12 protein-coding genes are annotated in these 13,411 nt (G+C 62.9%); 4 read left to right on the forward strand and 8 right to left on the reverse strand.

The features are described from left to right. The 8 genes from AC1DEK_RS16415 to AC1DEK_RS16450 form a co-directional block, all read right to left on the reverse strand. The coding region (locus AC1DEK_RS16415; RefSeq protein ID WP_478126332.1) for a 3-hydroxyacyl-CoA dehydrogenase NAD-binding domain-containing protein at positions 1 to 1,442 on the reverse strand (1,442 nt) is incomplete at its 3' end. Between the two features lie 303 nt (positions 1,443 to 1,745). Beyond that, the gene (locus tag AC1DEK_RS16420) at positions 1,746 to 2,441 is read right to left on the reverse strand and encodes an ABC transporter ATP-binding protein (protein WP_478126333.1); all 696 of its coding nucleotides are present in this window, start codon (positions 2,439 to 2,441) and stop codon (positions 1,746 to 1,748) included. A 1-nt stretch (position 2,442) separates the two neighbouring features. Beyond that, on the reverse strand, positions 2,443 to 3,213 hold the full coding sequence (locus AC1DEK_RS16425; protein WP_478126334.1) for an ABC transporter ATP-binding protein: 771 nt from the start codon (positions 3,211 to 3,213) through the stop codon (positions 2,443 to 2,445). After that, positions 3,210 to 4,553: a branched-chain amino acid ABC transporter permease gene (locus AC1DEK_RS16430; RefSeq protein ID WP_478126335.1), complete on the reverse strand. Its 1,344-nt coding sequence runs from the start codon at positions 4,551 to 4,553 to the stop codon at positions 3,210 to 3,212. The genes AC1DEK_RS16425 and AC1DEK_RS16430 overlap by 4 nt, the downstream gene beginning before the upstream one ends. Positions 4,554 to 4,715: 162 nt before the next feature. Beyond that, complete coding sequence (locus AC1DEK_RS16435) at positions 4,716 to 5,669, reverse strand: branched-chain amino acid ABC transporter permease (protein ID WP_478126336.1); 954 nt, start codon at positions 5,667 to 5,669, stop codon at positions 4,716 to 4,718. Between the two features lie 80 nt (positions 5,670 to 5,749). Next, positions 5,750 to 6,985, reverse strand: a complete 1,236-nt coding sequence (locus AC1DEK_RS16440; protein ID WP_478126337.1) for a branched-chain amino acid ABC transporter substrate-binding protein — start codon at positions 6,983 to 6,985, stop codon at positions 5,750 to 5,752. A 165-nt stretch (positions 6,986 to 7,150) separates the two neighbouring features. After that, positions 7,151 to 8,794, reverse strand: coding sequence for a 3-(methylthio)propionyl-CoA ligase (locus tag AC1DEK_RS16445; RefSeq protein WP_478126338.1), 1,644 nt, complete (start codon positions 8,792 to 8,794; stop codon positions 7,151 to 7,153). Between the two features lie 146 nt (positions 8,795 to 8,940). Further along, positions 8,941 to 10,581 carry a carboxylesterase/lipase family protein gene (locus AC1DEK_RS16450; RefSeq protein WP_478126339.1) on the reverse strand — a complete coding sequence of 547 codons (1,641 nt, stop codon included), beginning with the start codon at positions 10,579 to 10,581 and terminating at the stop codon, positions 8,941 to 8,943. Between the two features lie 67 nt (positions 10,582 to 10,648). Here AC1DEK_RS16450 and AC1DEK_RS16455 point away from each other — a divergent pair, with 67 nt between their 5' ends. From AC1DEK_RS16455 to AC1DEK_RS16470, 4 genes are read left to right on the forward strand one after another with little or no spacing between them, the layout of a single operon-like run. Further along, a complete protein-coding gene (locus AC1DEK_RS16455; protein ID WP_478126340.1) occupies positions 10,649 to 12,130 on the forward strand; it encodes a protein adenylyltransferase SelO in 1,482 nt (493 codons plus the stop codon). After that, a complete protein-coding gene (gene msrB / locus AC1DEK_RS16460; RefSeq protein ID WP_478126341.1) occupies positions 12,127 to 12,546 on the forward strand; it encodes a peptide-methionine (R)-S-oxide reductase MsrB in 420 nt (139 codons plus the stop codon). The genes AC1DEK_RS16455 and msrB overlap by 4 nt, the downstream gene beginning before the upstream one ends. An 8-nt stretch (positions 12,547 to 12,554) precedes the next feature. Further along, complete coding sequence (locus AC1DEK_RS16465; RefSeq protein WP_478126342.1) at positions 12,555 to 13,094, forward strand: septation protein A; 540 nt, start codon at positions 12,555 to 12,557, stop codon at positions 13,092 to 13,094. After that, a complete protein-coding gene (locus AC1DEK_RS16470; protein WP_478126343.1) occupies positions 13,091 to 13,354 on the forward strand; it encodes a BolA family protein in 264 nt (87 codons plus the stop codon). Before AC1DEK_RS16465 ends, AC1DEK_RS16470 begins: the two co-directional genes overlap by 4 nt. The last annotated feature ends 57 nt before the right edge of the window (positions 13,355 to 13,411 follow it).

Below are 13,411 nucleotides of genomic sequence, written 5' to 3' on the forward strand. Positions count from 1 at the left end.
TCGCACACGCCGGAGACCACTGCCGTCTTCTTGATCTTCTTGGCCGTGGACATGACCGTCGCGAGCACGTCCTTGGCCGTTGCCTTGCCGCGCACGACTTCGAGCAGCTTCATCACGTTGGCGGGGCTGAAGAAGTGCATGCCGACCACATCCTGCGGACGCTTCGTGAAGGCGGCAATCTTGTCGACGTCCAGCGTGGAGGTGTTCGACGCCAGGATGGCACCGGGCTTGGCGACGCGGTCCAGTTCCTTGAAGACTTTTTCCTTGACGCCCAGTTCTTCGAACACCGCCTCGATGATGAGGTCCGCGTCCTTCAAGTCGTTGTAGTCGAGCGTGGTGCTCAGGAGCGCCATGCGCTGCTCGTACTTGTCCTGCTTGAGCTTGCCCTTCTTGACCTGGGATTCATAGTTCTTCTTGATGGTGGCGATGCCGCGATCGAGCGCCTCCTGCTTCATTTCGAGAATCTTGACGGGGATGCCCGCATTCAGGAAATTCATCGAGATGCCGCCGCCCATGGTGCCCGCGCCGATCACGCCGACGGACTTGATGGCGCGCTGGGGCGTGTCTTCCGGCACGTCCGGAATGCGAGAAGCCGCGCGTTCCGCCATGAACAGGTGTCGCAGCGCCATCGATTCGGGCGTGAACATCAGCGCCGTGAAGATGCGGCGCTCTTCGGCCATGCCGTCGTCGAACTTCATCTTCGTCGCGGCTTGGACTGCGTCGACGCACTTCAACGGCGCCGGATAGTTCTTCGACATGCCGCCCACCATGTTGCGCGCGAACGCGAAATACGCGTCGCCCTGCGGGTGCTTGCATGGCAGGTTGCGCACCAGCGGCAGTGCCTCGCCGGTCTTGCCGGCAACGGATTTCGCGAACTCGACCGCTTCATCGAACAGGGACTCTGCCGATCCGGCGAGCTTGTCGAACAGCTTCTGGCCGGGCAGCGAAGCGAGCAATTCGCTCTTGACCGGCTCGCCGCTCACGATCATGTTGAGCGCGGTTTCGACGCCGAGCACGCGCGGCAGGCGCTGCGTGCCGCCGGCACCGGGGATGAGCCCCAGCTTGACTTCGGGCAACGCAATGCTGGTGCCCGGTGCCGCGACGCGGTAGTGACAGCCGAGCGCGAGCTCGAGACCGCCACCCATGCACACGGAGTGGATCGCGGCGACGATCGGCTTGGTCGACGCTTCGAGCGCGAGGATGACGCTCAGCAGGTTCGGCTCTTGCAGGGCCTTCGGCGTGCCGAATTCCTTGATGTCCGCGCCGCCCGAGAAAGCCTTGCCGGCACCGGTGATGACGATCGACTTGACGGCCGGATCGTCGATCGCCTTGGCGAGACCGTCGGTGATGCCGATGCGTGTCGAGAATCCGAGGCCATTGACCGGGGGGTTGGTCATGGTGATCACGGCGACATCGCCGAGCACTTTGTATTCAGCCGTCATGCTGCGTTCCTTTGGGATGGGAGAGGATCGAAAAAACCGGTCTTCGAAAGCCATGGCACCCTCGGCACCACAACCTTCGCACTTAAAAAGCACGAGTGTTCTTTTTTTGGTGAAATTCTAGGCGTTTCGCATGCGTGGGCAACAGCCCCAAGTCGCTGCGGAGACAAATTCATTGCAGCCCCTCACCCCCACGACCTGCCCCAATCCCAGAAATACCGCGGAACCGGCTTAGCAGGGCCGCTGGTATTGCCCCCGGTAGGGGGTAGGCGAAGCGACACGAAGTGCGCGAAGCCTGGGGGCGAGCTAGACCTCCAGCCATTCCTTGCGAGTGGCAGCGTCTGCGCGGAGCGAATCAGGCGTGCCATCGAAGACGATGCTTCCGTGGCCCATCACCAGCGCGCGGTCCGAAATCTGCATGGCGATGGTCAGCTTCTGCTCGATCAAAAGCACCGACACACCCTTGTCCTTCAGGGTGCGCAGGTACTCCCCCACCAGTTCGACGATCTTCGGCGCGAGACCTTCGGTCGGCTCGTCGATGATGATCAGATCAGGATCGCCCATCAGCGTGCGGCAGAGCGTCAGCATCTGCTGTTCGCCGCCCGACAGGACGCCTGCTTCGGTGTGCTGGCGCTCCTTCAGCCGCGGGAACATGGTGTACATGTCTTCGAACGACCAGCGACTGCCCTTGCCCTTGCCTTTTTGTCCGAGCAGCAGGTTCTGATGCACCGTCAGCTTCGGAAAGATGTCGCGGTTCTCGGGCACATAGCCGATGCCCTGGTGAGCAATCTCATACGCCTTGCGGCGCAGGATGTCCTGCTCTTTCCACTGCAGAGTGCCTTCGGCGTGAACGAGGCCCATGATGGCCTTTGCCGTGGTCGAGCGCCCGGAGCCGTTGCGGCCCAGAAGTGCCACGATCTCCCCGGGGCCAACGTCAAACGAAACACCATGCAACACATGGCTCTTGCCGTAATAGGCGTGGATGTCGTGAAGCTTCAGCATGTCAGTGTCCAGCCCCTTGCGCATCGGCGACCGAGGAGCCCAGGTAAGCTTCCTGGACGCGCGGATTGGCGCGCACGGCGGCCGGTGTGTCGAACGCGATGACCTCGCCATAGACAACCACCGCGATCTTGTCGGCCAAGCCGAACACCACGCCCATGTCGTGCTCCACCGTCAGCAGCGTCTTGCCGACCGTGACCTGCTTGATCAGCGCGATGAAGTGCGACGTCTCGGTCTTGCTCATGCCGGCAGTCGGCTCGTCGAGCAGGATGACGTTGGCGCCGCCGGCAATGGTGACGCCGATCTCCAGCGCGCGTTGCTCCGCATAGGTGAGGTTCACCGCGAGCACGTCGCGCTTCTTGTCCAGGCCGACCTGGTGAATCAACTCCTCTGTGCGTTCGTTCGCATCGTCGAGCCTCGACAGAAAGCGCAGGAAGCTGTAGCGATAGCCCAGGCTCCACAGAACGCCGCAGCGCAGGTTCTCGAAGACGCTGAGCTTCGGAAAGATGTTGGTGATCTGAAAGCTGCGCGACAGCCCGAGCCGGTTGATCTCGAAGGGCTGCTTGCCGTCCACGCGCTGGCCGTTCAGCAGCACTTCGCCACTGGTGGGCGCGAGCCTCCCGCTGATCAGGTTGAACAGCGTCGACTTGCCCGCCCCGTTGGGGCCGATGATGCCGATGCGGTCGCCGGCCTCGATGGCCAGGTCGACACCGCGGATGATCTCCGTCTTGCCGAAGCTCTTGCGCAGGTCTTTGAGTTCGAGTGCGCGGGTCATGCCGCTTCCCTCCGCTTGATCTCGGCTTCGATTTCTTCTTGCGCATGGCCCCAGGCGCGGACGAAGCGGCGCCGCACGATCTCGAACAGACCCAGCCCGACGAAGAACAGCGCCGCGGCGGTCGTCCAGCTCGTGCTCGATGAAGTGTCGAGCGTCAGCCCGGCGAAGGGCAACTCGGGCCCCAGCGCTGCGTTGAGTTGCATGTGATAGATCATCTCGACAATGGCAGCGGCACCCGCGACCATGAGCGCGCCCGTGGCGATCAGGCCCACATAGAGCGCCCAGAAGCGATGGAACTTGCCGAACTTGGCGACCCGCAGGTTCATCATGATCAGGCTGGCCACGCCACCCGGCGCGAACATCACCATGAAGAGGAAGACCAGGCCCAGGTACAGCAGCCAGGCTTTGCTCAGTTCGGAAAGCAGCACCGAGGCGAACACCAGCAGCACCGCGCCGATGATCGGCCCGAAGAAGAAGGTCGCCCCGCCCAGGAAGGTGAAGAGCAGGTAGCCGCCCGAACGGATGCCGCTCAGGCTGTCCGCTGCGTTGACGATCTCGAAGTTGATCGCTGCCAGCCCGCCGCCAATGCCCGCAAAGAAGCCCGCGATGATGAACGCGAAGTAGCGCACGCGCTGCGTGTTGTAGCCGATGAAGGCCACCCGCTCGGGGTTGTCGCGCACTGCGTTGAGAATGCGGCCGAGCGGCGTGCCCGTGAAGGCATACATCAGCCCCGTGCAGATGAAGCAATACACCGCGATGAGGTAATACACCTGCATCTGCGGCCCGAAGGTGAACCCGAGAAACGGCGTGCCATAGACGCGGTTGGTCGTGATGCCACCTTCGCCGCCGAAGAAGCTCGGGAACATCAGCGCCATCGAAGCCACCAGTTCGCCGATCCCGAGGGTGATCATCGCGAAGGTCGTGCCGGCCTTCTTCGTCGTCACGTAGCCGAACAGGATGGCGAAGACCATGCCGCCGAGGCCACCCACGAGCGGGATCAGCACAAGCGGGACCGGAACGCTGCCTTTGGCTGCGAGGTTCATCGTGTGAATGGCAATGAACGACCCCATGCCCACATACACCGCATGACCGAAGCTCAGCATCCCGCCCTGCCCCAGCAGCATGTTGTAGCTCAGGCAGATGATGATGAGATAGCCGATCTGCGAGAGCATCGTGAGCGCGAGGCTGCTCTTGAAGACCAGCGGCGCCACGATCAGCGCGATCGCGAACACCGACCAGATCACCATGCGCGAGACGTTCGATGGCTTGGCGCGCTGATACGGCCGCGCCGCTCTGCTATCGCCGACTGCTTGAATGGGTTGTGTATTCTGCTGATTCATATCAGTGCTCCACCGCGTGAGGCGGGACCCACGACGCGTGAGACTGGCGTAGTCAAGGCCGGGAATACCGCGGAACCGGCTTTGCCGGGCCGCTGGTGTTGCCCCCGGCAGGGGGTTGGCGCAGCGACACAAAGTGCGCGAAGACTGGGGGCGAGCTTCATCCTAGTCTTCCCGCGTGCCGAGCAGACCCTTGGGCCTGAAGATGAGCATGAGCACCAGGAACAGGTAGGGAAGAATCGGCGCAACCTGCGAAATCGTGAGGCGAAGCAACTCGTAGCCTGGCGTCTGGTCCGTCACCGTGAGTCCTAGCATCTGAAGTCCACCCGCGAAGGATTGATCCATCGCGACCGCGAAAGTCTGGATGATGCCGATCAGCAGCGACGCGAGGAACGCACCCGCCAGCGATCCCATGCCGCCCACAACCACGACGACGAAGATGATGGAGCCGACCGACGCGGCCATGGCCGGTTCGGTGACGTAGGTATTGCCGCCGATCACCCCGGCAAGGCCGGCAAGCGCCGCCCCCCCGCCGAAGACCAGCATGAAGACGCGCGGCACGTTGTGTCCGAGCGCCTCGACCATCTCGGGATGCTTGAGTGCCGCCTGGATCACAAGCCCGATGCGCGTGCGCGTCAGCAGCAGCCACACGGACAGCAGCATCAGCATCGCGACGAGCATGATGAAGGAGCGCGACTTCGGAAACTGCGTGCCGAAGAGCGTGAAAAGTGGACCCTGCAACTGGGTCGGCAAGCCATACGGCACGGTGGAGCGACCCCACACCAACTGCACGACTTCGAGGATCAGGTAGGAAAGCCCGAAGGTGACGAGCAGTTCAGGGACATGGCCGAACTTGTGGACGCGGCGCAGGCAGTAGCGCTCGAAGGCTGCGCCAAGCGCGAACACGATCAACGGCGACAGGATCAGCGCCGGCCAGAAGCCGATGACCTGCGAGATGCTGAACGCGAAGTACGCGCCCAGCATGTAGAAACTGGTGTGAGCGAAATTCAGCACGCCCATCATGCTGAAGATCAGGGTCAGGCCAGAGCTCAGCATGAACAACAGCAAGCCGTAGCTGACGCCGTTGAGCAGCGAGATGACGAAGAATTCGACGTTCATCGGTCCTTGGGATCGCTAGGAAAAAAAAGAGGCCCGAGTTTTGAAGTCGGGCCTCGACCGGTCAATGTGCTGTCATCGAATCAGGGGCTGGGCCGCTTCATCTGGCACGTCGTGGGCGTGCTGGCGACATAGGCGTCGTAGTACTTCACAGGTGCGAGCGTGTAGCCGGTGTTCTCAGGGCTGTAGGGATACTTGGCGCTCGCCTTTTCCCAACGTGCAATGTAGAGGCCCTGCTGCATCTGGTGATCGGACTTGCGCAGTTCGACGTCACCGTTGAAGCTCTTGAAGCGCAGGCCCTCCATGGCCGCGGCGACCTTCACCGGGTCGGTCGACTTGGCCTTCACGAAGGCCTCGGTCAGCGCAGCGAACACGGTGTAAATGTCGCTCGTGTAGAGGTCGTCGTTGAACTTCTTCTTGAATTCGTTGGCGTATCTCTGCATGTCGCCGCCCATGTTGTAGTGGGCGTAGCCGACCTGGTAGACCTTGCCGTCCGAAGCCGCGCCCATGGCGGTGGGCGTGCCGGTCGTCACGGCGTAGTAGGTGTAGAACTTCACGTTCAGGCCGGCGTCGTTGGCGGCCTTGATCAGGAGCGCCAGGTCGGAACCCCAGTTGCCGGTGATCACGGTGTCGGCGCCCGACTGTTTGATCTTGGCGATGTACGGTGCAAAGTCGCGCACCTGGGCCAGCGGATGCAGGTCGTCGCCGACGATCTCGATGTCAGGACGCTTGGCCTTGAGGTCTTCCTTGGCGTACTTGGAGACCTGCTGCCCGTGCGAATAGTTCTGGCCGATGATGTAGACCTTCTTGATCTCCGGCTGTTCCTTCATGTAGGTGGTCAGCGCTTCCATCTTCATCGACGTGTCGGCGTCGAAGCGGTATTGCCAATAGCTGCACTTGGAGTTGGTCAGCTCGGGGTCGACCGCAGCGTAATTCAGGTAGAGCGCTTCCTTGCCCGGATTGCGCGCGTTGTTCTTCTCGAGCGCATCGATGATCGCCAGCGCCGGGCCGGAGCCGTTGCCCTGGACGATGTAGCGCGCGCCCTGGTCCATTGCAGAGCGCAATGCGCTCGTGGTTTCCTGCGGGCTGAGCTTGTTGTCGATGCCGATGATCTCGAACTTCACGCCTGCGGCGTTCTTCTTGTTGAACTCCTCGGCAAAGAACTGGAAGGTCTTGAGCTGGTTGGTCCCGACCGCTGCCATCAGACCCGAGAGCGGATCGAGCCATGCGATTTTGACGGTTTCACCCTTTTGAGCGAAGGCGCCGGTGGCGCTCGCTACAAGGATGGCGGCAGTTGCAATTTTCAGAGCGAACTTCATTGTGAGTCTCCTGGGTCAAGCTGTCGGAATGCGGCACGAGATTACAAGTGTTTGGAACCTCGCCCGTCAGGGAATGCCCGTAAGGGAACCGCCGGGAAGGCGGTTTCTATCACTCATGCGACACGGTACAAGCCGTTGGTGCTACCGGCCGGTAGAACGGCCTCATCAGACGGTCGGAAGCCGGTAATCGCGCAGTTGCTCGCGCAGGCGCGTCTTCAGGATCTTGCCGGTCGCACCGATCGGAATCGCATCCACGAACACCACGTCATCGGGAATCTGCCACTTGGCTGTCTTGCCCTCGTAGAAGGCCAGCAGTTCGTCGCGCGAAACCTCGCTTCCGGGCTTCTTCACGATGGCGACGATGGGCCGTTCGTCCCACTTGGGGTGCGCGACGCCGATGCAGGCCGCCATGGCAACACACGGATGCGCCACGGCGATGTTCTCGATGTCGATCGAACTGATCCATTCGCCGCCGGACTTGATCACGTCCTTGCTGCGGTCGGTGATCTGGAGAAAGCCGTCGGCGTCGATGGTTGCAACGTCGCCGGTCGGGAACCAGCCGCGGCCGTTTTCGTCGGGCATCAGCGGATTGCCGCCTTCGCCCTTGAAATATTCCTTGACCACCCACGGCCCCTTGACCAGCAGGTCGCCATAAGCCTTGCCGTCCCAGGGCAGTTCCTTGCCGTCCCCGTCGATGATCTTCATGTCCACACCGAAGATCGCCCGGCCCTGCTTCATGCGGATGGCGGTCTGCTGCTCGGGCGACATGTCGAGGTGCTTGTTCTTCAAAGTGCAGAGCGTGCCCAGCGGCGACATCTCGGTCATGCCCCAGGCGTGCAGCACTTCCACGCCGTATTGCTGCTGGAACGCGTTGATCATCGCCGGCGGGCATGCGGAACCGCCGATGACCGTGCGCTTGAGCGTGGAGAACCTGAGCCCGTTGGCCTGCAGGTGCCCCAGCAGCATCTGCCAGACCGTCGGCACGCCGGCGGCGACATTCACCTTCTCGGCTTCGATCAAGTCGTAAACCGATTTGCCGTCCAGGGCCGGTCCGGGGAAGACCACCTTGGCGCCGACCAGAGCGGCCGAGTACGGAATGCCCCAGGCGTTGACGTGGAACATCGGCACCACGGGCAAGATCGAGTCGCGCGCCGAAAACATCATCACGTCGGGCAAGGCCGCGGCGTATGCATGCAGCAGGGTCGAGCGATGACTGTAGAGCGCCGCCTTTGGATTGCCGGTGGTGCCACTCGTGTAGCACATGCTCGACGCGGAGTTTTCATCGAAGCTCGGCCACGCGTAGTCGGTGGAGCGCTGGCTCATCCACGCCTCGTAGCTGACGAGATTGGGGATGCCGGTGTCCGCTGGCAGCTTGTCCGCATCGCAGAGCGCGATCCATTTGCGCACGGTCGTGCACTTGGCGTGCACCGCCTGGATGAGCGGAAGGAAGCTCGTGTCGAAGCACAGGATCTGGTCTTCGGCATGGTTGGCAATCCACGCGATCTGATCGGGGTGCAGCCGCGGATTGATCGTGTGCAGCACGCGACCGGAGCCGCTCACGCCGTAATACAGCTCCAGATGGCGATACCCGTTCCAGGCGAGAGTTGCCACGCGGTCGCTGAACAGCAGCTGCTCATCGTCGAGCGCATTGGCGACCTGGCGGGAGCGGGACGCGATCTCTTTCCAGGTGGAGCGATGGATGTCGCCCTCCACCCGCCGCGAAACGATTTCCGCGTCGCCGTGATGGCGCTCTGCGAACTCGATCAGCGACGAGATCAGCAATGGTTGGTCCTGCATCAAACCCAGCATCTAGTGGCTCCTTGTTGAATGGGCTTCTTGAAAACGGGGCGCCGAAGCGGCGATCCCTTACCGCCCGAGGTTCGCCGATGTTGTGCACCGCACACAATGACACAAACCCGCAGTTGCGGGCTTCTGATCACCCCTGCGGGGCAGGTTTATTGCGCCTGTTGCGCGTGGATTCGGGCGGCGTCTGGACTGGCATCAAAGACGATCTTCGAGGGCCAGGGCGCCCAGTGGGCACCGAGCTCCGGCGTGTTCGGATCGCCAGTGCGGAGGAAGGCGGCGATGCTCGCGATCATCGCGTCCGACAACGCCAGGCGGCCGGCGCGGTTGGCAACGCTGTTCGTCACATTGGAAAACAGCGACGGTCCGAAATTTCCGAAGACGAAGGCAAGATCCAAAACGTGCGCCGCACCGTAGACGGCGTCCCACGGCGCCGGCTCCTGCGCCCAATCGAACTGGCAATGCCAGATGTTCGCCTGCTGCGTTTCCAGGGTGTCGAGCAGGTTGTCCCTGCTGCGCATCATGAAGCTTTGCGTGATCCTGCCGGTCATCGCGTCGTAGCCGGTATCCGGCTTTTCCACCGGCAGGTAGGACGGATCGATGAGGTCGGCCGCGGTCAGGCTGCCCGGCGCATCCGGATCGAAGTTCTGCATCATCGTGAAGCGCGTGGCGTCGTCGATTTTCAGTCCGGGCTTGCCGCCGAACAGCGTCAGGAACTGCGAGAACAGCTTTCCCTCGTCGCGCGTGACGCCGACGACCATGGGCATCCTGGCGTAGCGCCCGGCCGCGAGCGCTGCAATCGGGTCGGTCGGCAAGAGCGCGCCATCCGGAATCGGCCCGGAGCCCGTCAGGCCCTTGGCAAGGACGGTGTTCAGGATCGCTTTTCCGTCCAGCGATCGCATGAACGCGGCGATTTGCTCATTCGTCTGGCTGGCGGCCAACGCCCCGGCGGCATCCAGGTCGGCCGCCTTGCCGTCAGCTACCAGAAGATTCAGCAGCAGCGCGTGGCCTTGGGCGAGGTAGGCCGACGCAGGCATCAGCGTCGGCAGGCTGCCTTGCGGCAGGTTGCTGGGGAGCGAAATCCCGCCGCTCAGTGGCATCGCCTTGTGAATGAGCCCGGCCGACAGGGGCGAAGCGATCAGCGCCAGCAGATTGATGGCCCCAGCGGACTGCCCCATGGCCGTGACATTGCCGGGATCGCCCCCGAAAACGGCGATGTTCTGCTGGATGTAGCGCAGCACCGCCAAGTTGTCGAGGAGCGCGAAATTGCCGGAGTCGTCGCCTTCCGATCCGCCGACGCGCAACTGCGGCATGTTCAGGAAACCGAAGATACCGAGCCGGTAGTTCGCCGTGACGACCACGGCGTTCGCCTTGCGTGCCAGGTTCGCGCCGTCATAGAGCGGGTCCGCGCTGTAGCCAGAGATGTTGCTGCCGCCATGGATGAACAGCATCACCGGCAACTTTTCTTCGATGCCAGCGGGGCGCCAGATGTTGAGCGTCAGGCAATCCTCGCTGCCGACGGGTGTGTTCAGCGTGCTGGCAATGGTCGCGTCGCAAGTGTTGTTGGCGCCCGGCCCGTAGATGCGGCCGATCTGCAGGCTGGCATGGCCGAATTCGCGGGCCTGGCGGATGCCGGTCCACGGTGCCGGTTCGATGGGAGCGCGCCAGCGCAGATCGCCAACGGGCGGCTGGGCGAAGGGAACACCCTTCCAGAAGTAGGTACCGCTTCCGGCGGTGTCGTCGACGCCTTCGAGCTTGCCTTGCGCCGTAGCGCGCACCATGAGTCCGTCCATGGGCGCGACGGTAGCACCATTCCCCTTGGAGTTTGGGGGGCTGGGTCCGGTGCGGGACAATCCGCGCATGAGCATGCTTGCAGACGAAGCCGAAGTCATTGACCTCGGCCTGCGCTGGGTCCCCGGCTTTTCACGCCTGGGCTCCCAATTCTTCACCGAACTCCGCCCTCGCCCGCTTCCGGAGCCCTACTGGGTCGGCCGCAGCCTGGCCGCCGCGCGCGCACTCGGACTCGACCCCGCGTGGCTCGAATCCGACGAAGGGCTGGCGGCTTTCACCGGAAACGCGCCAATCGCCGGTACTCGGCCGATCGCCACGGTCTACAGCGGGCACCAGTTCGGCGTCTGGGCGGGCCAGCTCGGCGACGGCCGGGCGATCCTGCTCGGCGAAACCACGAGCGGCCTCGAAGTCCAGCTCAAGGGCAGCGGACTCACGCCCTACTCCCGCATGGGCGACGGCCGGGCGGTGCTGCGCTCCAGCATCCGCGAATTCCTCTGCAGCGAGGCGATGCACGCGCTGGGCATCCCGACGACCCGCGCCTTGTGCGTGACCGGTTCCGACGCGCGCGTACGCCGCGAAGAACTCGAAACCGCGGCCGTCGTCACCCGCGTGGCGCCGAGCTTCGTTCGCTTCGGACACTTCGAGCACTTTGCGGCCAACCAGCGCGACGAAGAACTTCGCGCCCTGGCCGACTTCGTCATCGATCGCTACTACCCCGCTTGCCGCACGACCGACCGCTTCAACGGCAATGCCTACGCGGCCTTGCTCGAAGCAGTCAGCGAGCGCACGGCCGCCCTGCTGGCGCAGTGGCAGGCGGTCGGCTTTTGCCATGGTGTGATGAACACCGACAACATGAGCATCCTGGGGCTCACCATCGACTACGGGCCGTTCCAGTTTCTCGACGGCTTCGACCCCGGCCACATCTGCAACCACAGCGACACCGCGGGCCGCTACGCGTACAACCAGCAGCCCAACGTCGCTTACTGGAACCTTTTCTGCCTCGCCCAGGCGCTGCTGCCGCTGATCGGCGAGCAGGACGTGGCGGTTGCGGCGCTGGAGTCGTACAAGACCGTCTTCCCGAGCGAATTCGAGTCCCGCATGCGCGCCAAGCTGGGTTTGGCGGAATCAGCCGAGTCCGATCGCGCGCTCATCGAAGGCGTGCTCAAACTGCTCGCACAGGAAAAGGTCGACTACACGATCTTCTGGCGCCGACTTTCCGGGCTTGTGGCAGGCGACAATCCCGATGTCGTCCGCGATCTCTTCATCGACCGCGCCGGCATCGACGGCTGGCTGTCCTCGTATTCGGAACGCCGTGCGGGCATTCCGGCGGCACAGTCGGCCGACCTCATGACCAAGACCAATCCCAAGTTCGTGCTGCGCAACCACTTGGGCCAGCAAGCCATCGAAGCCGCGCAGCAAAAGGACTATTCGGGCGTTGCCACCTTGCTCGGGCTGCTCGAAACCCCATTTGAAGAGCATGCCGGCCACGATGCCTTTGCCGGTTTTCCGCCCGACTGGGCTTCCACAATTGAAATCAGCTGCTCATCATGACCACACCCATCCAGAAGACCGACGCCGAATGGAAAGCCCTGCTCGCGGAGAAAGGCGCTGAACCCGCCGCTTTCGAAGTCACCCGGCATGCCGCGACGGAGCGCCCTTTCACCGGCAAGTACGAAGCCCACTGGGACGACGGCACCTACCATTGCGTCTGCTGCGGAGCCAAGCTGTTCGAATCGGCCACCAAGTTCGATGCGGGCTGCGGCTGGCCCAGTTTTTCGCAAGAGGCAGTGCCTGGGGCGATCCGCAACATCGTCGACCGCTCGCACGGGATGGTCCGCACTGAAAACGTGTGCGCCAATTGCGGTGCGCACCTCGGCCACGTGTTTCCGGACGGCCCCACCGAAACCGGCCTGCGCTACTGCATGAACTCGGCCTCGCTGGATTTCCAGAAGCGCGAGACCGACTGACCCACACCATGAAACTGATCCTCGACTTCTTCCCGATCCTGCTGTTCTTCGGCGCGTTCAAGCTATACGACATCTATACCGCCACAGGCGTCCTCATGGCCGGCACGGTCATCCAGATGGCGATCATCTGGTTCACCGAGCGCAAGCTGCAGCCCATGCAGAAGGCGACGCTGGTGCTGATCCTGCTTTTCGGAACGCTCACGCTGGTGCTGCACGACGACCGGTTCATCAAGTGGAAGCCGACCGTGCTCTACGGCGCGATGGCTTTGGCGCTCGGCGTGGCGCTGTGGGTCTTCAAGAAGAACTTCCTCAAGATGTTGCTGGGTGCGCAACTCGAATTGCCCGGCAACATCTGGGGTCGCCTGAACGTCGCCTGGATCGCCTACTGCGTCTTCATGGCGGTGCTCAACGGCTATGTGGCGGCGTATTTCAGCACCGAGGCCTGGGTCAACTTCAAGCTTTGGGGCTATGCGTTTCCCATCGTCTTCCTGATCGCGCAGGGCTTGTATATCTCGCCCCATCTCAAATCCGACGAGCCGGCCGCATGACCCTTCCCACGCCTGCCGATCTCGAAGCGCGGCTGCGCGACGCTTTGGCGCCAACGCATCTCGAAGTGATCGACGAAAGCGCTGCGCACGCCGGTCATGCGGGTGCCAACGCCGAGGGCTACGGCACGCATTTCCGGGTTCGCATCGCCTCGCCGATGTTCGCCGGCAAGCCGCGCGTGGCGCGCCATCGGCTTGTGTATGATGCGCTGCAACTTTTCATCGCACAGGGTCTTCACGCGATTGCCATCGAAACGCTTTGATGCGTTCTTGATCACACCCGCCGCCCCGTGCGGCCAAAGATTCCCCCCTTTTTTATC

The organism is Variovorax sp. 10N420, assembly GCF_056394705.1.

Excerpts from the sequence above, each read along its gene's own strand:
- AC1DEK_RS16420 (WP_478126333.1), bottom strand. The coding sequence starts at position 2,441 with ATGCTGAAGCTTCACGACATCCACGCCTATTACGGCAAGAGCCATGTG.
- AC1DEK_RS16425 (WP_478126334.1), bottom strand. The coding sequence starts at position 3,213 with ATGACCCGCGCACTCGAACTCAAAGACCTGCGCAAGAGCTTCGGCAAG.
- AC1DEK_RS16430 (WP_478126335.1), bottom strand. The coding sequence starts at position 4,553 with ATGAATCAGCAGAATACACAACCCATTCAAGCAGTCGGCGATAGCAGA.
- AC1DEK_RS16435 (WP_478126336.1), bottom strand. The coding sequence starts at position 5,669 with ATGAACGTCGAATTCTTCGTCATCTCGCTGCTCAACGGCGTCAGCTAC.
- AC1DEK_RS16440 (WP_478126337.1), bottom strand. The coding sequence starts at position 6,985 with ATGAAGTTCGCTCTGAAAATTGCAACTGCCGCCATCCTTGTAGCGAGC.
- AC1DEK_RS16445 (WP_478126338.1), bottom strand. The coding sequence starts at position 8,794 with ATGCTGGGTTTGATGCAGGACCAACCATTGCTGATCTCGTCGCTGATC.
- AC1DEK_RS16450 (WP_478126339.1), bottom strand. The coding sequence starts at position 10,581 with ATGGACGGACTCATGGTGCGCGCTACGGCGCAAGGCAAGCTCGAAGGC.
- AC1DEK_RS16455 (WP_478126340.1), top strand. The coding sequence starts at position 10,649 with ATGAGCATGCTTGCAGACGAAGCCGAAGTCATTGACCTCGGCCTGCGC.
- msrB (WP_478126341.1), top strand. The coding sequence starts at position 12,127 with ATGACCACACCCATCCAGAAGACCGACGCCGAATGGAAAGCCCTGCTC.
- AC1DEK_RS16465 (WP_478126342.1), top strand. The coding sequence starts at position 12,555 with ATGAAACTGATCCTCGACTTCTTCCCGATCCTGCTGTTCTTCGGCGCG.
- AC1DEK_RS16470 (WP_478126343.1), top strand. The coding sequence starts at position 13,091 with ATGACCCTTCCCACGCCTGCCGATCTCGAAGCGCGGCTGCGCGACGCT.